The 23,610-nt window shown below is 43.0% G+C and carries 18 protein-coding genes; 5 read left to right on the forward strand and 13 right to left on the reverse strand.

Annotated elements, in window-relative coordinates; genetic code table 11:
- Position 1: 1 nt before the first annotated feature.
- From VB775_RS04905 to VB775_RS04915, 3 genes are all read right to left on the reverse strand, one after another.
- Entirely contained in the window at positions 2-574 is a 573-nt protein-coding gene (locus VB775_RS04905) for a deoxycytidylate deaminase (protein ID WP_281009179.1), read from the reverse strand.
- A 260-nt stretch (positions 575-834) separates the two neighbouring features.
- On the reverse strand, positions 835-2,016 hold the full coding sequence (locus VB775_RS04910) for an amino acid ABC transporter permease (protein ID WP_281009180.1): 1,182 nt from the start codon (positions 2,014-2,016) through the stop codon (positions 835-837).
- A gap of 156 nt (positions 2,017-2,172) precedes the next feature.
- Positions 2,173-2,319, reverse strand: a complete 147-nt coding sequence (locus tag VB775_RS04915) for a hypothetical protein (protein ID WP_281009181.1) — start codon at positions 2,317-2,319, stop codon at positions 2,173-2,175.
- Positions 2,320-2,591: 272 nt separating this feature from the next.
- Between VB775_RS04915 and tkt the strand changes: the two genes are divergently transcribed.
- Together tkt and VB775_RS04925 are read left to right on the forward strand one after the other, a co-directional pair.
- Entirely contained in the window at positions 2,592-4,595 is a 2,004-nt protein-coding gene (tkt, locus tag VB775_RS04920) for a transketolase (RefSeq protein ID WP_281009182.1), read from the forward strand.
- Positions 4,596-4,841: 246 nt separating this feature from the next.
- Positions 4,842-5,312, forward strand: coding sequence for a DUF29 domain-containing protein (locus VB775_RS04925; RefSeq protein ID WP_281009183.1), 471 nt, complete (start codon positions 4,842-4,844; stop codon positions 5,310-5,312).
- Positions 5,313-5,599: 287 nt separating this feature from the next.
- Here VB775_RS04925 and VB775_RS04930 read toward each other — a convergent pair whose 3' ends face one another.
- Complete coding sequence (locus VB775_RS04930; RefSeq protein ID WP_281009184.1) at positions 5,600-9,058, reverse strand: AAA-like domain-containing protein; 3,459 nt, start codon at positions 9,056-9,058, stop codon at positions 5,600-5,602.
- 50 nt (positions 9,059-9,108) lie between these two features.
- A complete protein-coding gene (locus VB775_RS04935; protein WP_281009185.1) occupies positions 9,109-11,043 on the reverse strand; it encodes an AAA-like domain-containing protein in 1,935 nt (644 codons plus the stop codon).
- A 483-nt stretch (positions 11,044-11,526) separates the two neighbouring features.
- Here VB775_RS04935 and VB775_RS04940 point away from each other — a divergent pair, with 483 nt between their 5' ends.
- A complete protein-coding gene (locus tag VB775_RS04940; protein WP_281009186.1) occupies positions 11,527-11,877 on the forward strand; it encodes an NAD(P)H-quinone oxidoreductase subunit M in 351 nt (116 codons plus the stop codon).
- A gap of 62 nt (positions 11,878-11,939) precedes the next feature.
- The gene (locus VB775_RS04945; RefSeq protein WP_190576084.1) at positions 11,940-12,350 is read left to right on the forward strand and encodes a DUF2996 domain-containing protein; all 411 of its coding nucleotides are present in this window, start codon (positions 11,940-11,942) and stop codon (positions 12,348-12,350) included.
- Between the two features lie 39 nt (positions 12,351-12,389).
- On the opposite strand, the gene VB775_RS04950 is transcribed toward VB775_RS04945, so the two are convergent.
- The 4 genes from VB775_RS04950 to VB775_RS04965 form a co-directional block, all read right to left on the reverse strand.
- On the reverse strand, positions 12,390-13,181 hold the full coding sequence (locus tag VB775_RS04950; RefSeq protein ID WP_281009188.1) for a hypothetical protein: 792 nt from the start codon (positions 13,179-13,181) through the stop codon (positions 12,390-12,392).
- Between the two features lie 5 nt (positions 13,182-13,186).
- Positions 13,187-14,950, reverse strand: coding sequence for a peptidoglycan-binding domain-containing protein (locus VB775_RS04955; protein ID WP_281009189.1), 1,764 nt, complete (start codon positions 14,948-14,950; stop codon positions 13,187-13,189).
- Between the two features lie 83 nt (positions 14,951-15,033).
- Positions 15,034-16,203, reverse strand: coding sequence for a peptidoglycan-binding domain-containing protein (locus VB775_RS04960; protein ID WP_281009190.1), 1,170 nt, complete (start codon positions 16,201-16,203; stop codon positions 15,034-15,036).
- A 212-nt stretch (positions 16,204-16,415) separates the two neighbouring features.
- On the reverse strand, positions 16,416-17,903 hold the full coding sequence (locus VB775_RS04965) for a DEAD/DEAH box helicase (protein WP_281009191.1): 1,488 nt from the start codon (positions 17,901-17,903) through the stop codon (positions 16,416-16,418).
- A 154-nt stretch (positions 17,904-18,057) separates the two neighbouring features.
- Between VB775_RS04965 and VB775_RS04970 the strand changes: the two genes are divergently transcribed.
- Positions 18,058-19,917 carry an iron uptake porin gene (locus tag VB775_RS04970; protein WP_281009192.1) on the forward strand — a complete coding sequence of 620 codons (1,860 nt, stop codon included), beginning with the start codon at positions 18,058-18,060 and terminating at the stop codon, positions 19,915-19,917.
- A 121-nt stretch (positions 19,918-20,038) separates the two neighbouring features.
- On the opposite strand, the gene VB775_RS04975 is transcribed toward VB775_RS04970, so the two are convergent.
- The 4 genes from VB775_RS04975 to VB775_RS04990 form a co-directional block, all read right to left on the reverse strand.
- Entirely contained in the window at positions 20,039-20,383 is a 345-nt protein-coding gene (locus VB775_RS04975) for a hypothetical protein (RefSeq protein WP_281009193.1), read from the reverse strand.
- Between the two features lie 115 nt (positions 20,384-20,498).
- The gene (locus VB775_RS04980) at positions 20,499-21,986 is read right to left on the reverse strand and encodes an ArnT family glycosyltransferase (protein WP_281009194.1); all 1,488 of its coding nucleotides are present in this window, start codon (positions 21,984-21,986) and stop codon (positions 20,499-20,501) included.
- Positions 21,987-22,125: 139 nt separating this feature from the next.
- Positions 22,126-22,677, reverse strand: coding sequence for a LapA family protein (locus VB775_RS04985; protein ID WP_281009195.1), 552 nt, complete (start codon positions 22,675-22,677; stop codon positions 22,126-22,128).
- Positions 22,674-23,333 (reverse strand): flavin prenyltransferase UbiX, encoded by a 660-nt coding sequence (locus VB775_RS04990; RefSeq protein ID WP_281009196.1) that lies wholly within the window; start codon positions 23,331-23,333, stop codon positions 22,674-22,676. The genes VB775_RS04985 and VB775_RS04990 overlap by 4 nt, the downstream gene beginning before the upstream one ends.
- Positions 23,334-23,610 lie beyond the last annotated feature (277 nt).

The raw sequence follows: 23,610 nt of genomic DNA on the forward strand, positions 1-23,610 counted from the left end.
ATTAAGAAAACAAACGCAGTTCAGAAGTGGGGGAATTGAGAAATAAATTAGCTCTTTGTAGAACAGATGTTGAGATGTGAATTTGCTTAAGCGTCACCAAGCCCTCGTCCACAAAGGATTGGCATAGAGCAGCATTATTGCCTTTATTAAAAGTCGTCTCATAAAAAACTTCACGAATACCTGCCGACACCACTAGCTTTAAACAAGAAATACAGGGTTCTAACGTGACATAAATACTTGCGCCATCGGTAGAGATCCCATGTTTTGCGGCTTGGGCGATCGCATTGGCTTCGGCATGAACCGCCCTTGAGGGAAAGTCTTTGTTCACGGTACAGTTACTCATCTCTGGATAGCAAAAACCTTGCGTCGTGCAATGGACTGAGCCTGATGGTGAGCCATTGTAGCCTGTAGCAAGTACCTGTCTATCTTTGACAATTACTGCACCCACTGGGAAAGCTAGACAGGTCGATCGCATAGCAGCAAGTTTAGTCAACAGCATAAAATACTCGTCCCATGTGGGGCGTTGCTGAAATGCAGCATTTTCGATCAATTCGGATTCGATCAATTCGGGCATGGGTAATCAAGAACTATTTGGTTTTAGTTACTGATGTTACGTGGAAGGAGTTCCTGTTATAGCAAAGGTCTAGGGCTGGCACGGGGGCACAGCCCCTACAGTAACCTCTAAATTTTGAGGTAGGGGCAATGCCCCCGTGCTTGCCCTGCTTCGCTAGCAGCAAGAGGTCTAATATCTAAGTTTCACGTAACATCAGTTAGTTATAGCGCAAAGCGTTGTAACTAAAACCAAAACTGAAGATTTTGGCGAGTTAGGACTCTTCAGTTTTGCAGCTTTTTCTCTAATTTCTGACTAGCTTGAGATAGGGAGAAGCAGAACATCCAATAGATTAGAGCTACAAATAGATAAACTTCGGCATAGCGACCAATAAATTCTGGCTGTGATAAGACAGTGCGGGACACACCCATCAAATCGACTAGCCCCACGATCGCTACTAGGGACGTATCTTTAAATAATCCGATGAATTGACCAACAATCGCAGGTATCGAAGCTTTGAGCGCTTGAGGTAAAACAATTAAAGCGATTGTCAAGGGAATATTTAATCCCAAGGCTCTAGCGGCTTCCGCTTGCCCTTTAGGAATTGACTGCAAGCCCCCACGCACATTTTCCGCAAGATAGGCGGCACTGAAAAATACAAAAGCGGCGATCGCTCTCAAAACGCGATCTATCTCTAAACCTGCTGGTAAAAATAAGGGCAGCATCACTTGCGCCATAAACAGAATGCCAATTAATGGCAATCCGCGCACTATTTCAATATAGAAGACACAGAACCATTTAATTAAGGGCAATGTACTCTGTCTTCCTAAAGCTAGCAAAACTCCCAAGGGGAAAGAAAATACAATACCTGAGATCGCCACGATCAAGGTTAAAACTAGCCCATTCCAAACATTCACATCCACGGCTGTGAGTCCCAGATTGCCACCAATTAGCCATAGAGAAATGGGTAAAGTTGCAAACCATGCGATCGCTAAAATCAAAGAGCTTTGGGTAAACCTTTTGCCTTGCTGACCAATCAGAAACCCAATGGCGATCGCGCCACTAATTGCTAAAGTCAAAATTTTGGAGATGCCATCAACGGGTAGCAAAATTGCAAGGGCGATCGCCAGCGCACCGATAGAGATTGCCACAAACCGACTAAATCTGCCCCATAGCCCCCATGAGATGCCTGCCAAACTGCCTGTGATCGCTAAGATGCTCCACAACCGCCAAAACTCTTCAACAGGATAAAGCCCCACTAAAAACAACCGCAAATTACTACTGACTACCGACCACTGAGCTTGAGTAGTAGCCCAAAACCAGACATTGCTTACAAACTGATATAACAACCAGATACCAAAAACTGTAAGTAAACTATTAAGCCAACTGCTAAATAGATTTTTTTTTGCCCATGCTAGGGGGCTTTGTGATGCTAAGAGTGGTGGCGTGACCGAAGTTTGCGTCATGATGCATCTACAAATTATTTACCGCGCAATGCGCTGCATAAACAATACACCAAAAAAATATAAGGGAACGCAAAGCGTTCCCTTATATTTTTTGAAACCAATTTTATTGTTTTCAACGCCTAAGGCGTTGAAAACAATAAAATTGGTTTTGGGGTTTTACTTAGAATTCTCAGAGGCAGGATCGCCTTTATAGGGTTGTGCGCCAGTGGCGGGGAAATCATCTTTGTTTGGGGTGAAAATTTTAGCGATCGCATCGCTTAGATATTCCACCATGCTTCTAAATTTTTGTGCTAAACCGTTCATAACTATCACCCTCAAAGGAATATCTAGAGAACTTAATTTTTAGGATTAATGTAGGGCTTGATCCCTAACTCTGTATATTTTAATACTTACATTGTCAGGGATTGCTGATTTTAAGGTTGCTTAATAATTGTTTGAGTTTCGACACAAGTTCTGATGTTCATAGGTAAAACTGAGTCGGATGATACCAAATCTTAAAATTTATTATTGTATGGGACAGTTTTGAGGGAAAATGTACCTGATTGAGTACAAAATTTTCTTAAGCAATTGTAACTATGGTCGCTGCACCCTCGAAACCTCAAACTCTTGAGACACTCTGCATTAACTCCATCCGCTTTTTATCGATCGATGCGGTCGAAAAGGCAAAATCTGGTCACCCCGGTCTGCCGATGGGCGCAGCACCAATGGCTTTTGTGCTGTTCGATCAGTTTTTAAAGTTTAATCCTAAAAATCCTAAGTGGGTCGATCGCGATCGCTTTGTCCTCTCCGCAGGACATGGCTGTATGTTGCAATACTCATTGCTACACCTGACTGGCTATGACAGCGTTAGCATCGAAGACATCAAAAATTTCCGTCAATTGGGTAGCCCCACCCCCGGACACCCTGAAAACTTTGAAACCGCAGGTGTAGAAGTCACCACAGGGCCTCTTGGTCAAGGTGTTGGTAATGCCGTTGGTTTAGCGATCGCTGAAGCACATTTGGCGGCGCGTTTTAACAAACCCGGTCACAATATCGTTGATCACTATACCTATGTGATCCTTGGTGATGGTTGCAACATGGAAGGTATTGCTTCTGAAGCTGCTTCCTTGGGTGGTCACTTGAAGCTCGGCAAGCTGATCATGATGTATGACAGCAACAGCATTTCCATCGACGGCAGCACCGACTTAGCCTTTACTGAAGATGTGGCTATGCGTTATGAAGCTTACGGTTGGCACGTTGTCAAGGTTGCTGATGGCAACGAAGATCTTGATGCGATCGCAAAAGCACTTGCTGAAGCAAAATCCGTCACCGACAAGCCTAGCTTGCTCGTAGTCACCACCACCATCGGTTACGGCTCTCCTAAGAAAGCTGGTACATCTGGCGTTCACGGTGCAGCTCTCGGTGGCGATGAAGTTGCCGCAACTCGCGCTAACCTTGGTTGGACACATGAACCTTTTGATATTCCTGCGGATGCTTATACTCGCTTCCATCAGGCGATCGACAAGGGCGCAACTGCTGAAGCTGAATGGAATGAGCGCTTTGCTGCTTACGAAAAAGCATATCCTGCGGAAGCTGCGGAATTTAATCGGATCATGGCTGGCAAACTTCCTGAAGGTTGGGAAAAAGCCCTTGAGCCTGTTGCTCAAAAGGAAACTTCTACCCGTCTTCTTTCAGAAGCTTGCTTGAATGCTCTGTCTCCTGTACTTCCTGAATTCTTGGGCGGTTCGGCTGACTTGGCTCACTCTAACATGACCTATGTTAAGGGGCTTGCCGACTTCCAACATGGCTCTTACGAAGGTCGCAACTTCCGCTTTGGTGTGCGCGAACATGCCATGGGCGCAATCATGAATGGAATGTTCCTCCACGGCGGCACAATTCCTTACGGTGCAACTTTCCTCGTATTCGCTGACTATATGCGTGGCGCAATGCGTCTCTCGGCATTGTCAGAGATTGGTGTACTGTACATCCTCACCCATGACTCCGTAATGCTCGGTGAAGATGGACCTACTCATCAACCAGTAGAAACCATCGCTTCTTTGCGTGTAATTCCTAACTCCTTGACCATTCGTCCTGCGGATGCCAACGAAACCGTTGCCGCTTATCAAGTTGCGATCGCTAACCGTAAGCGTCCTAGTTTCCTAGCCTTCACTCGTCAGAACGTGAAGAATCTCGCTGGTACTTCCATCGAAGGCGCGAAGAAGGGTGCTTACACTGTTGTTGATGCAGCAAATCCTGAATTGATCATCATCGCGACAGGTTCTGAACTTGAGTTGGCAACTAAGGCAGCCGCTATCCTCGCGGGCGAAGGTAAGGCAGTGCGCGTAGTTTCTATGCCTTGTCAAGAACTCTTCAATGAGCAATCTGATGAGTACAAAGAATCCGTACTTCCTGCATCCGTCAAGAAGCGCGTCAGTGTTGAAGCTGGTAGCACCTTTGGCTGGCACAAGTATGTCGGTTTTGAAGGCGCAGCGATCGGTATGGATAGCTTTGGTGTTTCGGCTCCAGGTCCAATTGGTTATGCCAAGTTTGGCTTCACCGTTGATAACGTTGTAGCAACTGCTCGCAAAGTTCTCGGTTAAATAGTAGAAGTATTTCCTTGAGAAAGATTTCCATAAAAAAGCGCACTTAGTGCGCTTTTTTATGTCTAAGGCGATCGCTAGTTGATTGAAGTGAACTTGCGATCACCTTAAATGATGTTAGACAAATGCTTGGTTTATGAGATTGGGGCTAACTCGCTACTTGGATAAGTGCAGTAAAAGGCGATCGCTTACAGCTAACATCTAGACTAGAATAAGCTGAGATGAGTAATCGCGGGAGAATCTCTAATGACTCAAACAATTGCAAAAAAAATATCACTTTATGACCAAGATCTAAATCTGTGGTTAGAAACGGTGATCGTGCAATTAAAGAGTGGTAATTTAGAAAACCTCGATATTGAAAATCTGGTAGAGGAGTTGGAAGGCTTGGCAGGTAGAGATCGGCGCGAGTTAAGAAGAAGGCTATCAACTCTTCTAGAACATTTACTCAAGCGTTGCTATGTTAGAAGCGAGTATGACTATGCAGGATGGGAAATCACTATTGATCGCACTCGATTTGAAATAATCGGTATTTTGAGTCAGTCGCCTAGCCTGAAAAGCTATGTAAATAGTGATGAATTATTTGAAGAAGCTTTTGCTCTTGCTTTGCGTACTGTAAGAAAAAATCAAGGGTACAAAAATATTGATTTCCCAGATAAGTGGCAATTTAGTCACGATATTGATGACATCTTAAATGTTGATTTTTGGGTGATTTTATAAAGTGAGATCGCCTCTCAAATAATCACAAGGAGATCGCTTTAAATGATGTTAAGGGTCAGTAAATTAACGTCAGTTCGACGAAAGCGAAAAATGGGAAGAATCGCTAAGCGATTCTTCCCATTTTTCGCCATTTGCGGCGTGCGAAGCACGCCGCAAATGGCTATATCGAACTCACGTTAAATTAGTGATATGGAAAAATAGAGGCAGAGCCAAGGAGCAAGCTATGAAATACCCCCACTGCCAGAGTCAAAAGATCATCAAAAACGGCAAACACACAAAATTTTGTGTTAAGGCTCATGGGTTTCCAAATAGTCTTGAATCCATTTGTTGCCCAATTCCATCAGATGCGCCAAATTAAAGTCCCATAAAATGATCTTCCCATTTACACTGGCTGAGGCAAGTGTTTCCCCATCAGGACTGAAACAGACACTTCTCACTGGTGATTGATGTCCTTGGAGAGTTAAGAGTTCCTTCCCATCAAGACTCCATATCTTAACTGTGCGATCGCTACTACCCGAGGCTAACGCATTACCATCAGGACTAAAACAAACACTTCTAACTTCGGCGCTATGTTCATTGAGGCTTTTTAATAACTTGCCATCAAGGTTCCATAATTTAATGCTGCCATCTTTACTACTGCTTGCCACGATCTGACTGTCTGGACTAAAGCAAACACTGTAAACTTCACCCGTATGCCCATTCAAAGTTTGTAATAACGTTCCATCCCAATGCCATATTTTCACCGTTTTATCTTGGCTGGCTGTCGCCAGCATATTACCATCAGGACTAAAACAAACTTGATACACAGCATTAGCGTGACCGATTAAGGTATGTATCCATTCCCCTTCTTTACTCCATAACTTGACAGTGCAATCAGCACTAGCCGAGGCAAATAGTTCTCCATCAAGACGGTAAGCAACACTGTAGATCGAGGCTTCATGTTCGTTATATATACTTTTAAGTAAGATTCCTTTAGAATTCCAAATTTTAATGGCGCGATCGCTACTAACTGATACTAAAAATCGATTGTCTGGACTAAAACATACACTATTCACACTCTCTTTATGCCCTTCAAGAGATGTAATTAACTGAGAATTAGCTAGCCAAATTTTAATCGTACAATCATTGCTAGCTGAGGCAATAAACCGACTGTTATCACTAAAAACAATACAATTTATTTCATCTGTATGCCCAACTAAATGGGTTAGTAAGTTACCGTTAGTCCGCCAAAATTTGAGCATGGTATCCTGACTGCCAGTAATCATCGTACTGCCATTAGAATTAAAGCTAATACTATGAACACTACCTTTATGTCCATATAGAGTTTTCAATAGATTGCCTTTTAAATCCCAAATTCTAACTGTGCGATCGCTACTAACTGATGCGAGGGACTTACCACTTGGATGAAAGCGTACTCCCAAAACTTTATCGGTATGTCCTTCAAAGGTAGCGAGCAAATTTCCTTCCATATTCCAGAGATTAACAGTACGACCACGGGTTGCGGAAGCAATGATCCGACCTGATGGAGAGATATCAATATCTTCGATAAAACTATCATGGTCTTTAAAAGTTTTGATCGGAGTACCATTGATATTCCAGACAACTAATGTGCGATCGGCACTACCCGTGATAATCCGCTCACCATCGGAGCTGAAACACAGACAAGTTATCCATTTATGATGTCCACCAGTAAAGGTGTTAAATGGAGTACCATCATTGCGCCATAATCGAACTTTGGCATCTTCGCCACAGGATGCAAATATGGCATCAGTAGGACTAAACCTCACGGCTAGGACTGGTGCTTGATGATCCTTCAAAATTTGGATCGGTTGGTCGATATACAATTTTGTATATCGATCCATTTTCCAGAGTCTAAGTGTACCGTCACGGCTAGCCGACACTAGATATTGTCCAGTATTGCTAAAACTCAGACTAGTAACCCAATTCGCATGTCCACTTAGAGTTTGTTTGAGATTTCCCTTATTGTCCCAAATTTTAATGGTGCGATCGCTGCTGCCTGATGCAATGACGTGGTCGTTTGGTTGTACCGCAATACAGGTAACAATATCCAGATGCCCTGCGAGATGATTATATTCACGGACATTGTAAACGGCTTGGTGAAGGGCGCTCAGTCCATGCATACGAAGACTTGCTCTTTCACCTGTAGCTGATTCTAATTCCTGTAACTGTTTGCCCGCTTGCATGGACTCGATCAGCGCTTCAAACTGCTGATTGAGGATAAATGTTGCCTTTGCCGAAGCACTTTTGAGAACAACTTCAGCCTGCATTAAACTCGCCTGCAACTTCTGCTGCATTTCCACCAAGCGGATCTTTGCTTCCTGCTCCGCATCTAAGGTTTTCTCTAATCGTCGTTTAGCTGCTGATAGAATCTGATTTGCCTCAGCTTGAGCAAAGAGAGCCACTTCCACTTCCCGCTTTTCTAGTTCTTGACTTGCCGAAAAGAATTGGTAGTCATGATTGCTTAAATTTTTATCTGCTGACCATGCCAAAGCATCTTGCAAAGCTTGTCCACGTAACAATCGTGAATCATCTTGATAATCCGAATCCATCCAAGCTTTGAATGCTTCTCCATAGGGGCGTAAATTTGCGAGGGCTTGGTTTACCCAATTTTGATTAAAAATTGCGGCATAAATAGGGTTGTAGACCCTGAGTCTACCTTCTCGTTTCACAACTAGTCCTGTAATTCTTAGCTCGGTTTGTTCAGGACTATCATCAGCAATAATTCCACATTCAAGCTTGTGTAAAGATGGCTCAGACTTCAAAATTTGTTGGTACAAACCGAGCAGTTTACCTTGGCGATTTTCACTACTCCAAAGAATGCGATCGCGAATTGTTTTAAAGTGTTCAGGCTGATCCTGTATTTCCCAGTTTTCAACTAGGCGCGATCGCACTAAATTATTCACCCAGACCAGTTCATGATTGAGAGGAATCGACTCTGATGAGGTCAGAATAATTTGACAAAGTTTTTGCGTGAGAAACGGTTGACCACCTGTATAGGCGAGAATGGCTTTGAGGACAGCAACGGGATTTTGCGATTTTGTTAATAAGCCTCGCATTAAAGGTTTTGCCTCTCTTAACTGAAAGCCCCTGAGTTCAATTGCGCGACCGATGTTAAATGGAGTACGTTGTTTATCGCGGATTAAATCCGCAGGTGTAGCCACTCCAAATAGTGCAAAGGTTAAGCGATTATAGGCTATGCGATCGGCTCGACGATTAAATAATTCTCGAATCAGCGCAAAAAAATCATCAACAGCAAAATTCAAACTGAGAATACTATCAATTTCATCCACAAATAGAATTACAGGTGAAGATGTCTTTTTGAGCAATCCTTCGTCAAGAAACTTGCCAAAACGCTGCACTGGAGATAGTAAACGGTTCCGTTCCCACCAATCCTCCAAATCAAAGGATTCATACAAATCAAGACTGCTGATAATACTATCAATTAGTCCCGCATACCACTGCTCTGGCGTAATATCAGATGTCCCGATCGCGGTAATATCGACCGAAGCACAAGTGAATTTTTCCTCTTGCAGTCGTTTCATTGTACGAACTCGCAAACTCGACTTACCCATCTGCCGAGAATTAAGAACGTAGCAAAATTCACCGTCTTTCAAGCTTTCATAGAGATCGTTGTCAGCTTGCCGCACTACATAGGTAGGTGCATCAACAGATAAACTGCCACCAACTTGATATAAATAATTTGTAGCTTTTTCGGCAAGCATCATTCACCTTACACAAAACATAAACCTTAGAAGAAGATAATTTGAATCTTTTTTTAAGGCTTGACCAGTGTTTGTCGAAAATTTTGTTGAAAATATTGATAATACAATTTACACATAGGAATTGCTTGATTTCCCACTAGCTTGACTAAACCAATACTTCGCAACTTAAAGGCTATTTGGCTATCTAACTGCAATGGGCGAACACATGATACCAATTCTCTGTATGCTTCAAGCAGTTCAGGATCTTCTTTTAAGTAGCCAAGCTGACGACGAAGATGATTGCCATAGATCCCTTCCTCAGTGGGGGCTAGTTGTAATAAATTTTCCCAATTTATCCGCCCTCTCGCTATTTGGTATAGAGCTTGCCTCACCAGATAGGGATGACCACCAGTGAGTACTAGTAATTGTTTTACCTGATCCTGTTGCCAATCTAGTTGATGTCTCTGAACTAAATCTGCAATTTGAGACAGATTCAATTCAGGTAATTCGATGGGTAATCCGACATTAAAAGGGGACTGATTAATATTTAAAGGAATATAGACTTCCTTAGAATGAACAATCACTAATCTTAACTTTTTCCAAACATCTTCATTCTTTGCTTTCTCATGCCAAGCCCTTAGCAAACCAAAAAAATCAGAAGCTATCTTGGGATATTGAAAGATTAAATCTACTTCATCTAGTCCCAGAACTAAAGGAGATTCCTTCGCTGTAAGTAAATAGCGCTGAAAATATTTAGTGCATTTGTTTTTGCTGCCTAGAACTCCTTGCCAATACTGATCTAAATTGTCCTCTAGGTCTAGTTCTGATGCAATACTGGCGCAAAACCATTGCAGAAACAAATCTAGATCGTCAAATATATCACTATCAGCTTGTTGAAAGTATAGATGAGCAACTTGATATCCCTTGTGCTTGGCATAGGCTAGAGTACGTGATAGTAAAGATGACTTTCCCATTTGCCGAGGGGCTTTGATCCGAATCAGCGATCCAGGACGCAGCATGGTTTCTAGACAATCCTTTTCAATTGGAGGTCGCTGAATATAAAAACGAGAACCTAGTTCTATCTGACCTTCAGGTTCTTCCAATTGAAGTTGTTGTCTCGGTGGAGGGCTAGAAATAGTTGTTGCAGCCTTGGCATTGCGAAGAAGATTATCTAGAGCTAACAGAGCTTCTGTCGCATCATGATATCTTTGGCGATAGTCATATCGCACCATTTTGTCAATGATGGCTGCCAGTCCTAAATTAATTTTAATGCTGACCTGAGCACAAGCCAAGGCACAACTATATTCATTGGTTTGCTGATCCCTAGGCAATTCTCTAAAGGAAAGCCCTGTGAAAGCCTGTAGACACATTATTCCTAATGCGTAGACATCACTACAAAATTTTGGCTGACCTGCCAATTGTTCATTTGGCATATACACTAATGAGCCAACCACAACACTTCGAGTCTGGTTTTCATCTTGCATAAAGTGTTCTAAAGAATCTGGATTCAGCGCTTTGACTGCACCAAAGTCAATTAGGACGATTTTGCGATCGCTACGGCGACGAATTAAGTTAGCAGGTTTAATATCACGATGAATCACTTGGCAACTATGAACAAAAGAAAGGACTTGCAAAATATCGTACAAACTAGAGATTAATTTTGCCTGTTGCCACTGTTTTCCCGCACCAATCTCAGACTCCAAGGTTTGCCCTTCGACAAACTCCTGAACTAGATAAAATTCCCCATTTTGTTCAAAGTGAGCGAACAGCCGTGGAATCTGATCGTGAATTCCTAATTCATGCAAAGTCTTTGCTTCACTCTCAAATAGTCGTTTGGCTATCGCTAGTTCTTGGGTTTTAAGCAATTGAAGGTTGAGCTGCTTGACAACGCAAGTGGGCTGATTTGGCAGTTGTAAATCTCTTGCTAAAAATGTTCGCCCAAAACCACCACCACCCAGCGGTTTTACAATTTGATATCTGCCTGCAAGAATTGCTTCAGCATTGGTCATGGTGGTTGAGATGAAAATAAATTTTAAGTATCATTCCTCTACATGATACAGCGATCGTCAATTCGTGAAAACTGCTTTTGGTTGGGACTTAAGCATAATATCTTTCAATAATCACCCCTATTTCCTCTTTCAAAAAGAAAAAGGGAATCCAGAAAAATCTCTTATAGCAATGTAAGTTTTGATTAGGACATAAAAGCCAAAAGATGAGTGGCGGCGCGAAGCGCCGCCACTCATCTTTTGGCTTTTGATTTGTCCTAGCTATCTCTTGCATTGCTACTACCACAACACTTTGCATTTAAACCCAAACCACAAGAAAAAGCCTAAAAACCTTGCAAAATAAGGTTTTTAGGCTTTTTCTTGTGGTTTGTTTGATCGGTAATTGCTGTAACACCAGTTTTTGTTGAAAGTTATATAAAGTTAATCCTTGAAAATTTGCAATAATCTAAAGTTAGTTCTTCAATAATTACCCAAGTCACAACCTTTATGCCGCTCAAATCTACAACCCGTCACATTCAGATTTATGCTGCCATTGTTGAGGAGCAGAATGATGAGCTTATCGATAGCGAAAACATGCTCACCCTAGATGTCGATCCTGATAATGAACTGAACTGGACAGATGGCGCTCTGCAAAAGGTATATCGCAAGTTCGATCAACTTGTAGAGGATTATAAAGGCGCAGACCTGTCTGATTACAATTTGCGTCGCATTGGTTCAGATTTAGAGCATTTTGTGCGATCGCTATTACAAGAGGGTGAAGTTACTTACAATCTCAATCATCGATCGCTTAACTACAGCATGGGTTTACCGCAGATCGTCAATACTGAAGCCAAATAGAGATATAGACAACCCTGCACGTTGTTTATTCTCATTATCAAATTTAGCAATACTCAAAAACTATGTCTGAAACCACTGCATCAACTTCTGAAGAGCCAAAGGCAAAACCTGCCGCAAAGCCCAAAGCCGAGAAACCTCCAGCGATCGAAGAGCTACCTTTTGACGAATTTATTAACAAGCATTATCTACCTGCCTTAACTAAAGCCTTTGCTAAGCAAGGTGTAGATGATTTGCAATTGGAGTTTGGTAATTCTCAAGTACATGGGATCTGGGCTCAAGGGCTACGCCAGTTTACGGTTTATTTTTCTAAAGCTGATCTCAATGCTCAGAAGGCTTTTTCCTGTGCTGATGCTGGGCGATCGCCTAGTACAATCGAACCATTTCTGATCGATGAGCGTAAAGCCCCTCTCGATTTACTTGTATTTGGTGTAATTCAACGCTTAAATGCCCAAAAGTGGTTAACAGCTAACTAGAAAAAAGGGGTGCAACGCACCCCTTTTTTCTAGTTATTTTTATTTCGGAACAATAACTTGTACACCATTTTCTATTTCAATTTTCATTCCCAGTTTATCTAGCTCCTGAGCAATAATCTCAACAGTTTTTTTGTCCGTCGCATTTTGCAAAACTACTGACCAAGCGCCGATCTGGGCTTTCGTCAAATCCTGTTCTTCTTCTAACCATTTAGCCGATTGGCGCGATATCTCAGCGACAAACTTAGGATCTTCGATCAGATCTTTGCCTGACGAGCTAGCTCTATCAGCCCATGCAGCAGCTTGGAGATAAGAAAATCTTGCGCCTTTAGCATCACCTAAAAACAATAGCTGATCCGTAGCCTTATAACGCCACACAGTATAAGCACTAGGCTGTTGATCGGGATTTATAGATTTGAGACCCTTACTGTAGATTTCGATCGCTTTGCTAGGAACTCCCGCGAACATTGAGACACTAGCTGACATATATATGTAGCTTTTAATAAATCTGGGATCTCGAGCAATAATATTTTCAAAATATAGCGGGCTTAACCCATATCCCGTTTGCAGGGCGTTTCTCGAAACATCATCGCCAAAGTATTGCAAAAACTGCAAAAAAGCAAAGTTGGCAATCATGTTATTAAAGCCAAATCCGCGCGGTGGCAATTGCCTAATTAGTTTAAGACGCGCTTCTTCATCTCTGACTGCCTTACGCGTCTCTTCTAGAGTTTGACCACTCAATCGTTGATTAAGTTTAGGATATTGCAAAGCGAGGGTGATCGCTGCAAAAACAGCGATCCCCCCTAAATTAATTGCAAGTTTACGCAACTGCATTTGACTTAATTGCCTTCGGAAATGAATGTATCTTTAGTGAGACTATCAATTAGTTTATTGCTTGGCGAGCCATCAGCAGGGCTAATCGTGTAAAAGTTTTGCGCTCTAACGATCGCATTACGAGTTTCGCCACTCAATACGCCATCTACCTTACCTGTGTAGAAACCTCTCTGAGTCAGTAATTTTTGCAATTCTGAGACTTGGGTATTAGCCGTTGTTGCTGGTGTTGTAGGCTGAGCTACTGGGGGGGCTGTTGTGGGTTGTACTAATGGAGCGGTAGGTTGAGGAGTTGCTTGGATTGTGGGTTGAGGGGTAGCGGCTGCTTGGGGTTGGGTTGTTGGTTGAGGGGGTACTTGTGGTTTGGTTTCCACACGAATCGCTGGCGTGACATTTGTTGCCGCCACCTGTTGCTTGGGCGCACCTGCCTCTAGAGCGGCGATCGTTCTTGCACCAGCCACACCATCTGCTGTTAACCCATAGGCTTTTTGAGCAGCAATAATAGCATCTCTAGTACGTGGTCCCAGAAATCCTGTAATTGGTCCATTATAAAATCCGCGATCGGTTAGCAAGTTTTGTAAATTAGCAACCCCACCATCGTTAGTAGTAGTTACATTGTTTGTTGCTTGGTTACTAGCTGGTGTGACGGTGGCTGATGGTCTGGCATCTGATTGCAGTGCAGCGAGCGTTTGAGGACCTACAATACCATCGGTTGTTAAGCCATAGGCTTTCTGAGCCGCAGCGATCGCAGCATTAGTCTGCGCCCCTTTGATTCCATCGATCACCCCATTATAAAAACCACGCTTGGCTAGCAACTGCTGGAGTTCTACAACATTTTTATCTCCAGCCGCCGCAGTGGTGGTTGAGGATGTTGGCGCGTTCTTGCTGGCAATACTAACAGTGCTTGCTCCTGATTCAAGGGCAGCCATAGTTTGAACACCTGCAATCCCATCGGTGACTAAGCCATAGTTTTTCTGAGCAGCAATGATCGCCGAGCGAGTCTGTGGTCCCATGATGCCGTCAACAGCGCCGTTATAAAAACCACGTTTGCTAAGCAATTCTTGCAGCTTGGAAACTTCTGTACTTTTAGTAGTTGCAGTGGTGATGATGGGCATAGCTTTAGGTTTACCACCATCTGACTCTAGCGCTGCTAAGGTTTGCGGGCCTGCAACACCATCGGCTGTGAGGTTATAAGCTTTCTGAGCCGCCACGATCGCCGAGCGAGTCTGAGATCCCATGATGCCGTCAACAGCACCGTTATAAAAACCACGGTCAGCTAGCAATTTCTGAAGATTCATCACAGTTGATGAAACGCTAGTAGTAGTTTCAACTGCGGCAACAGCCTCAGCAGCATTCGCTTTTGTGGTGATCGCATCTGAGACTTTGCCCCCTTCGAGGGCGGCGATCGTTTGACTACCGACAATCCCATCGGGAGTAAGTCCAAAGGCTTTTTGGGCGCGGAGAATGGCATTTTTAGTTGAAGACCCTGAAATACCATCGATCGCCCCAGGATCAAAGCCATTTTTGGCTAGTAGCGACTGCACATATTTCACATCCGAGGATGGGGTCTCAGCAGCTAAAGCATTGAAGGTAGATCCTAAGCCAACCATGAGAGTAGCTCCTGTCAGGAGTACACTCAAACTAAGTTTTGCAGATTTAGTAGTTAATTTCTTGAGCCATGTTTGGAAAGCTTCAGTACTTTCAGTACTTTCATTGGCGATCGCATCATCGGTATAGATAGATTCTTCTTGGATATATGCTAGGAGTTCCATAATTAGACCTTATTTGGATTGAAGTTAAGATTAGCGATTGAGAAAAATTCAGCTTTAATGGATGAGATTTACTCAGTATTTATTTAGGAGGAATTGGCATTTTTGGCTGCTGGTGCATTTTGACTAGAGGTTGGAACTTGAGTTCCATTTCCTAACGGATTGCTGCTAGGACTTAGAATTGGCTGAACGGTTGGATTAGCATTACTGGATGTGATTTGAGCAATAGTCTGAGCAGGATTTTGAGATTTGAGAGCTGTCAGTACATCTGTAGACAAATCACCTGTGGCGACTTGTCCATAAGCAAGTTGAGCCTTCAAAATACCTGCCTTGGTCTGCATATCGTATAAACCATTAAGATCCGCATCATAAAAGCCTCGTTCCTTGAGTAATGTTTGGATTGCTAAGACATCTTCAGTAGTCGGCAATCTGGGAAAAGCAGGCTGAGTGAGGGGAAGATTGTTGCCACCAGCTAATAGGGCGCGAATAGTCAAAGGACCTACAAAGCCATCTTGAGCTAAGGCATAAGCTTTTTGCGCTCTCAATATGGCGTTAGTTGTAGTTTGCCCCAACTGTCCATCGATTTCACCTTGATAAAATCCCCTTCGTTTCAGTAGCATTTGCAAATTGCCAATCTCACTTATCGCTGGCTGTTGAAAGTTGCTGGCTGGAGGGTTATTTGACCGCACAATCACAATTGTTTGGTTTTGTGTCTGGCTTACCCGATCGCTACTAGTCGGGTTACCTATAGGTTGATTTTGTGGCTGAGGTGCTAAAGGCTTACTCACAGATGAGTTTCGCAACAAAGCCAAGGTTTGTTCCCCCGGAATACCATCGGCAACTAGATTGGGTTGAGTTCTTTGAAAGTCAATCACGGCTTGCTTGGTATAGCGACCATAGACCCCATCAATTGCACCTACGGCAAACCCACGCTGGGCTAGCAATGTCTGGACTTCCAACATATAGCTGGTGTTGCAAAGATACAAATTGTTACACCAAGGTGCAACATTCACCGATGGCTCTAGTACATGGGTTGCCATCGCAGGGGCTAAATTCCAGAGTAATCCACTGAAGCTAAAGGCGATCGCGGATAGTAAAGAGGCTTGCTGTTTAATCGCGATGAAATTCCAGTCAAACTTATTTACCTGCTCTTTGTCAGCACAAAGCTCGTCACAAGTAATCAGATGCTGATCTGTTGTCCCTTGATTGGCTTGTTCATATGCCCATGCATCATATATGTATGCTGCAAGTTCCATAACGGCTACCAAATGATTGCGGTCTAACTTATTTTAAACGATTTTTTCTGGTTTTTTACGTCAAAAAATGTATACATTTTTTTTACAGCGCTTTGCGCTCAAAACCAAATCAAGAAAAAAATTTAAAAGCGTTGCTTCTCAACGCTTTTAAATTTTTTTCTTGTAGCTCGTTAGCAAGCAAAAAAATAGAATGGGGCGCTTAGCGCCCCATTCTATTTTTTATCGTAATCATTGGAAATTTCAGCAGCGATTGGTTGTTTTTTATGGATATCTGCATCGTACTTAATTCCTATTTGCACCACATTGTCCTGTTTCTGTTCTGAACGCGATCGCTCAATTCCCCTGCGCCTTTCTGAAGTCCTTACTTCACTAGTATCTTCAGTCACTACTTCATAGAGAATTGCTTGTTTATTTGCCTCAGTGCCGCGCCGCAACACCCGCCCCAAACGCTGAATATATTCTCTGGCTGAACCTGTACCTGATAGGAGGATGGCAATTCGCGCATCAGGTACATCCACACCTTCATTTAAAACATGGGAAGCAACTAGAGTTTTATATTTACCCTCACGAAAGAAAGTTAGAATTTCGTGGCGTTCCTTCACGGGAGTTTGGTGAGTAAGGGCTGGAATTAGTAAATCCTGCGAGATGCGATAAACCGTAGCGTTGTCATTGGTAAAAATCAGAATCCGTTCGCCGAAATGTTGAGCCAGTAAATCTGACAAGACTCGTAATTTTGATTCTGTTCCTAAAGATAATTCCTTCGATTCACGGTGGGCGAGCATTGCTCTTCGACCTGCCTGCGATCGCGCACTTGCTTGGACAAATCTTTGCCAACCTTCGAGACTACCGAGGGAAATTTTTGATTCCTTTAAAAACTGGTTCCGACTTTGAATTAAAGAATCATAGCGATCGCGTTCTTTTTCTGAAAGAGAAACTTTAATCTGCACGATTTTATGTTCGGCTAAAGCTTGCCCTGCTAAGTCTTCAGCAGATTTGCGGTAGACTTCTTCACCGATGAGAAGTTCTAAATCGGCATGTTTGCCATCACTACGTTCAGGTGTAGCGGTTAATCCGAGGCGATAGGGCGCGATCGCATATTCCGCAATCACGCGATTAAAGTCAGTGGGTAAATGGTGGCATTCATCAAACACGATCAAGCCGTAGAGATTGCCTAAAGCTTCCGCTTGAATCGCGGCACTGTCATAGGTTGAAACGAGAATTGCTGTGCGATCGCGGGAACCACCGCCCAATAAACCAATCTCCACATCAGGAAACGCCGCCAATAAATGGGCATACCACTGATGCATCAGATCGAGGGTTGGCACAATAACCAAGGTGCTGCGATTGGTGACTTGCATCGCTAACTGGGCTAGATAAGTTTTACCCGCAGCAGTCGGTAAAACCACCACACCACATTTCCCGACTCGCTGCCATGCTGCTAGAGCTTCACTCTGATGTGGATAGGGTTCCATTTTGGTGTGAGAAATCAAGTTAATTTCTTGATATCCCCGTGACTTATCTTCGATGGCAATGCCTTCTGAGCGTAGAGTCAAAATCAACTCACGATAACGATTAGCAGGGATGCGAAACTTCTCAATGCGATCGTCCCATGTTGCAAATTCAATCCATGATTTACCTTTAGGTGGTGGATGGAGAATTAAGGTTCCGCGATCGTAGGTTAGCTGGGAAATACGGGGCATATCTAGTACAAATTAAATAATCTTATATACAGACTTTGCAAAAATCCGCAAAAATCTTTTAAATAGTAAGGAACTAATTAAAAAAAAATTCGTCTTTCGCAGAAGTGTGCCTTTGTACCTAAATACAGTGATCATGTGAGGATTGTAAATGTTTATGCTCAAATCCAGATCTAGTAACTCGATCAATTTAGTTGCACTTACAGCAACAACGATCGCATCAACATTGATGGCTAGCGCTTTGCATCCCAACTATGCTCAAGCTGAAGTTCAAAAGGAATCCGCGATCGCTACAAAGGAATCTGAACTAGTTCGGTCAATTGGCAATGATCCAATGATCATACCTGCCATTACAGTCAATCAATCACAGACATTACAAGTTTCCAACAATCCTAGTACTGATTCAGAAATTATTCGGGCAATTAATACTGAATTAGGTCAATCAAAACCTGTCAAAACCAGCGATCGCGCGAAACTAAGTCTTAATGCTCAGGGGGTTACTTCAGTTTCGCAACTAAGTGATGTTAAACCTACAGACTGGGCTTTCACAGCATTACAATCCCTCGTTGAGCGCTATGGTTGCATCGCAGGCTATCCAGACAGTACCTTTCGCGGTAGACAAGCTACTAGTCGTTATGAATTTGCCGCTGGGTTAAATGCTTGTCTCGATAAAATCAACGAAATCATCTCCGCAGGACTAGCCGACAAGGTTGGTTCGGACGATATCATCTCGTTGAAAAAGCTACAAGAAGAATTTGCCACAGAACTTGCTACATTACGCGGTCGAGTTGATGCTCTCGACGCTAAAACCACCAAACTTGAAGCTCAGCAATTCTCGACTACAACAAAGCTATTTGGTCAAGCTATTTTTGGACTGCAAAGCCGTTTGCCAAATACGGGCAGTCTCACTCCTAGAGATGGTACACGCAACACCGTCGATGATGCGACTAATCTTACCTTTGGCTATAACCTGCAACTCAGCCTAGTCACCCAGTTTGACAATCGCAGTCTTTTGTTAACAGGTATCCAAGCAGGCAATGCTTCCACCGCTTCGACACTTTTTGCCAACAATAACTTTCTAACCAATTCTTATACTCGCCTTGGATATGAGTTGGATACAGGTAATTCACTGCAATTGAGTGATTTGTCCTATCGCTTTTTAGTGGGCGATAACCTTGCAGTGATCGTAGGTGCAGCAGGGGTTGCTCCATCAAGTGTATTTCGTGGCCCGAACCGTTATGAAAGCGCGGGTCAAGGTGCGCTCTCTGCCTTTGCTCAACGCAACCCCATCCTCAACTTTCCAGGGCAAGCTGGTATTGGTTTTGACTGGCAAATCAGCGATAACATCAGCTTGCAAGGCGTTTATGCGGCAGCATTAGCTTCAGACCCCAACAATGGTTTAACAGGTGGGCCTTTTACCGCAGGTGTGCAACTGGCGCTTACTCCCAGTGATGCCATTGATCTCGCACTTTATTACCTTAATTCCTATACCACCAACGCCAGCTTAAATACAGGCATTGGCGATAACTTGCTTGGTCCGATCGCAGGGCGTTTCTCCACTAATGCCTTTGGTGGTACGGCAACATGGAGAATCTCTCCTCAAATTACTTTAGGTGGATGGGCTGGCTACACTACATCGGCTACTAGAGATGCAGGACTCGGTGGTTCAGTTGACACATTTAATTGGATGGCGTTTTTAAACTTCCCCGACTTATTTGCTGAAGGTAACTTGGGCGGTATCTACGTGGGACAGCCTCCCAAGATTACCAGCAGTAACCTTACTTCTGGAGGAGTACCTGCGTTTAACATTCCTAGTGCGATCGGTTTGTCTGGTGTTGCCCCAGGAGACTTTGGTGGTCAGCCTGCCTCAACCACTCATTTAGAGTTGTTTTATCGGATGAGTCTAAATGACAATATTAGTATTACCCCAGGGGTGCTATTTATTTTTAATCCTGTACAAACTTCGGGCAGTGATACTATTACCGTCGGCGCTATTCGCACAACTTTCACATTTTAGGCGAATTATAACAATTCATAAAAGTGTGGTCACACTTTGTGAATTAAAAAACAAAGTCAGTAAGTAATATCAAAGTACAAAATGGCTAAGCCATTTTGTACTTTGATATTACTTACTGCAATTACCGATCAAACGAACCACACGAAAAAAATTGAAAGCGTTGCAAAGCAACGCTTTCAATTTTTTTCCTTGGTTTGGGGTTGAGCGCAAAGCGCTGTAGATATTCCCTTCCTAAATAAACGTCAGTTCGACGAAAGCAGAAAATGGTAAGAATCGCTAAGCGATTCTTACCATTTTCTGCCATTTGCGGCGTGCGAAGCACGCCGCAAATGGCTATATCGATAAGAATTAGTGATGTGGCGCAAAGCGTCGCACCACTAATTCTATGGATAGCTATAGCAATGTAAGTTTTGCTTAGGACATAAAACCAAAAAGATGAGTGTCGGCGCTTTGCGCCGCTACTCATCTTTTTGGTTTTGATTTGTCCTATCTATCTCTTGCATTGCTATAGATTTATATAAAGGAAGAGCAATTGATAGGCTATATTTTGGCATACCATTCTTCGGAGTTACGTCAATGTTTTATGGTTTGTAGTTTTGCCCGATCGCAATTTCATAGGTCTTCAAATACAGTCCAAATCTAGCGATCGCCACATTACTAATAGAAGTAACTTGATCAAAATGGGCGATCGCTTCATCGGTAAGGGGATACCATTGGTCAGAAATTAAAATGGCATTTTTACCCTTCTGTTGTGCTGCATTCTCTAGATTCCAAATTGTAAATTGACTAATCCGCTTAGATATAGCCGTCACATCAGGATTTCCCATCTCATAGGCAAGTGCTGCTGCCGAACGATAATCAGAAGTAATTAACAAAGGCTTTTCTGGCAAAGTATTGCTGATTTTCTGTACTTCAGCAGCCACCTCCTGCCATCCGTAAATCATCCTGCCATCTTGATCGCCATCCTTCCCAAATATGGCACTCACTGGGAATATACAGGAATTCCACACAAATAAAATTGCGAATAATATTCCAAAGACTTCTGCTCCATAAAAAATTTGCAAATTCTCCCCCCCTCTCCCTTTGGGAGAGGGGGCAGGGGGGTGAGGGCAATCTGCTAAAGCTAAAGGCAACAATGGAAATAACAATAAATAAGCATGAATATTCCAATAATAGAGCGCCGTAGAAAACAGCGACACTACCATCAATAAACCTGTAGAAGTGATAAATGTCCAAAACGCTACTCTTTTGTATAGCCCATTTGCCTTGCGAAAGCCTCGCCAGAGCAACCATGCTAAAAATGGTGAAAGCATTAATAGGGAAATACCAATGAAGCCCAGTGGTTCTAACAATCGCATAATCACAGTTCCACTATCGACACTCCGATTTGCATAGAAACGGAAAGACACAAAATTATTGCTGTAGTTCCAATAAAACACAGGCAGAAATCCGATCGCACTAATACCAACACATAACCACAAGCGGATATCTTTAAATAATCTTCTTAATTGTGAATCTGAAGCGATCGCTGCTAATAAGCCCAATGTCATAAACAGCGAATTATATTTAGTGATATGGGCTAGAGAGAGGGCGATCGCACTGCCATATAGTCGCCAACTTGATCCTTTGCCATTGATTAAATATTCATCAAGAAAGCGAATGCATAGATATGCACCAACAAGACTAAGAACGATCGCTAAATGGTCATGCCATGCCAAGGAAAGCATCATGTTATACAAAGGTGAAGCCATGACTGCGAGAACCACCCACCAAATATAACGACTGACTCTTTCTTGATAAAGATATTGGAGAATGCAGTAATAGGTATAAAAGAAGACGCTGCTAGTAACGAGATTTAGCGATCGCAAGGTGAGCAGAGATTTACCGAACCATGCAGTTATCCATCCCTGTAACCATGCCTGCAACGGTGGATGATCGTAGTAGGAAAAGTCTAAATGCTGCCCCCATAGCCAATAGTAAGCTTCATCAGGATTTGGTGGGGCAAATAGCCAAAAGATGCATCGCAATCCAATCAATAACAGCAAAAATATTGGTAGATAAAAGCTCATTAGTCTTTAGCGGCTTTACTTTGATAACTGATAGGTTTAGATCTCCGACTTTTTTTGTGCGAGCAAGGATAGTTTGTGCATTTACAGAAAAAGTCGGAGATCTTGGCTACCTACTAATTGCGCTTGTTTACTCACCAACTTACTTGATAAATTTTGCGTCAAGGGGAGGACGATCGCGTTTAACTTGACGCGAATTTTTAGATTTCATATTTGGGCGATCGCCATAGGGAACGGTATCAGGATCATCGTCTTCATATTCTTCCTCTTCATCATCATCTTCATACTCCTCTTCCTCCTCTTCATATTCTTCATCCTCATAATCATCTTCAACAATTTCTTCTTTGTACTGAGATGGATTGGCTTTAACCTGTTCTTTGCTCTCTTTACCAGAGCCAGAGGCAATCACAGCCCGACGAATTAAGAGATTATGCCGCCATGAAGCGATCGCATTAATCACAAATGCTAGAAAACCGCCACCAACAAATGCAGCTAACATGGCAAAACTCAGGGGAATCGCAATCGTCTTTTGACCTAAAAAGAAAATCTGCACCGCAGGCTGTAAATTTTGGACAAAGATAGCTGCAAGTAAGGTTATCGTAATCCCTAAGACTACGAGTTGCGCGATCATGATCGCACCTGAAGATTTCTTGTTAACAGCATTTGCGGTTTCAGAAAAACGCGATCTCGTCATAGTTCAGCATCTCCTGTGACCATATTAGAAGGAATTCTACCCTGCCAGCGCTGGATTAAATCTGCATCAATATCCAGTTGATCGAGCGCTCTCGCAATCACAAAATCCACCAAATCATTGATCGTCTGCGGGTTGTGATACCAAGCAGGAATCGCTGGGACAATTCTCGCCCCAGCTTCCGCTAAAGCGGTGAGATTTCGCAAATGGATCAAGCTTAATGGCGTTTCACGCGGTACGATTACCAATCTTCGTCCTTCTTTGAGATGGACATCCGCAGCCCGCTCTAACAAATCAGAACTTAATCCATGAGCAATCTTCGCCACCGTTGCCATACTGCAAGGAATTACCAGCATTCCCAATGTCCGAAATGAACCACTAGCGATCGTCGCCCCCACATCGGCAAATTGATGACAAGTTAGTTTGCCATCATGTGTCTCACTGCGATCGCGCCAAAACTGTTCTTGCGATCGCAAATTACTTGGCATGGCAATATTATTTTCCGATTGCCACACCATCATCGCCGCCTTAGAAGCCACCAGATCGACGTTGTAATGATTATTTAATAAAAATTTGAGCGATCGCACGGCATAAATCATGCCAGATGCCCCAGAAACCCCTAATACAATCGCTTTTTTAATCTCTTTGTTATTTTGCATTCAATATCTAAATTCAGCATTTAATTCAGCACATTAGCTCAATCATAGCTCTGTTTGTTAAGCTTAAAGTTATATATAGCAATCCTAAATAGGTTGTGAGAGTGCGCCCCTTCGGGGCGAACTCTCACAACCCTCCAAATCTTACAAATCATTTAGGATCGCTATAGCTGTCGCCAGTTATCAAAGTAGAAAGTGGCGGTGCTTTGCGCCATCACTGCTCTGGGTTTAATATAGGCTGATACTATAGCAATTAGCCTGACAATAAATATGTTGTGAT

The organism is Pseudanabaena sp. CCNP1317, from assembly GCF_034931345.1.
Lineage (GTDB): Bacteria > Cyanobacteriota > Cyanobacteriia > Pseudanabaenales > Pseudanabaenaceae > Pseudanabaena > Pseudanabaena galeata.

Bases quoted from the DNA above. Each gene is read 5' to 3' on its own strand.
- VB775_RS04915 (WP_281009181.1), bottom strand. From the start codon at position 2,319: ATGAACGGTTTAGCACAAAAATTTAGAAGCATGGTGGAATATCTAAGC.
- VB775_RS04965 (WP_281009191.1), bottom strand. From the start codon at position 17,903: ATGCCCCGTATTTCCCAGCTAACCTACGATCGCGGAACCTTAATTCTC.
- tkt (WP_281009182.1), top strand. From the start codon at position 2,592: ATGGTCGCTGCACCCTCGAAACCTCAAACTCTTGAGACACTCTGCATT.
- VB775_RS04970 (WP_281009192.1), top strand. From the start codon at position 18,058: ATGCTCAAATCCAGATCTAGTAACTCGATCAATTTAGTTGCACTTACA.
- VB775_RS04955 (WP_281009189.1), bottom strand. From the start codon at position 14,950: ATGGAACTCCTAGCATATATCCAAGAAGAATCTATCTATACCGATGAT.
- VB775_RS04910 (WP_281009180.1), bottom strand. From the start codon at position 2,016: ATGACGCAAACTTCGGTCACGCCACCACTCTTAGCATCACAAAGCCCC.
- VB775_RS04935 (WP_281009185.1), bottom strand. From the start codon at position 11,043: ATGACCAATGCTGAAGCAATTCTTGCAGGCAGATATCAAATTGTAAAA.
- VB775_RS04945 (WP_190576084.1), top strand. From the start codon at position 11,940: ATGTCTGAAACCACTGCATCAACTTCTGAAGAGCCAAAGGCAAAACCT.
- VB775_RS04950 (WP_281009188.1), bottom strand. From the start codon at position 13,181: ATGCAGTTGCGTAAACTTGCAATTAATTTAGGGGGGATCGCTGTTTTT.
- VB775_RS04905 (WP_281009179.1), bottom strand. From the start codon at position 574: ATGCCCGAATTGATCGAATCCGAATTGATCGAAAATGCTGCATTTCAG.
- VB775_RS04985 (WP_281009195.1), bottom strand. From the start codon at position 22,677: ATGACGAGATCGCGTTTTTCTGAAACCGCAAATGCTGTTAACAAGAAA.
- VB775_RS04990 (WP_281009196.1), bottom strand. From the start codon at position 23,333: ATGCAAAATAACAAAGAGATTAAAAAAGCGATTGTATTAGGGGTTTCT.
- VB775_RS04980 (WP_281009194.1), bottom strand. From the start codon at position 21,986: ATGAGCTTTTATCTACCAATATTTTTGCTGTTATTGATTGGATTGCGA.
- VB775_RS04930 (WP_281009184.1), bottom strand. From the start codon at position 9,058: ATGATGCTTGCCGAAAAAGCTACAAATTATTTATATCAAGTTGGTGGC.
- VB775_RS04940 (WP_281009186.1), top strand. From the start codon at position 11,527: ATGCCGCTCAAATCTACAACCCGTCACATTCAGATTTATGCTGCCATT.
- VB775_RS04975 (WP_281009193.1), bottom strand. From the start codon at position 20,383: ATGAGTAGCGGCGCAAAGCGCCGACACTCATCTTTTTGGTTTTATGTC.
- VB775_RS04960 (WP_281009190.1), bottom strand. From the start codon at position 16,203: ATGGAACTTGCAGCATACATATATGATGCATGGGCATATGAACAAGCC.
- VB775_RS04925 (WP_281009183.1), top strand. From the start codon at position 4,842: ATGACTCAAACAATTGCAAAAAAAATATCACTTTATGACCAAGATCTA.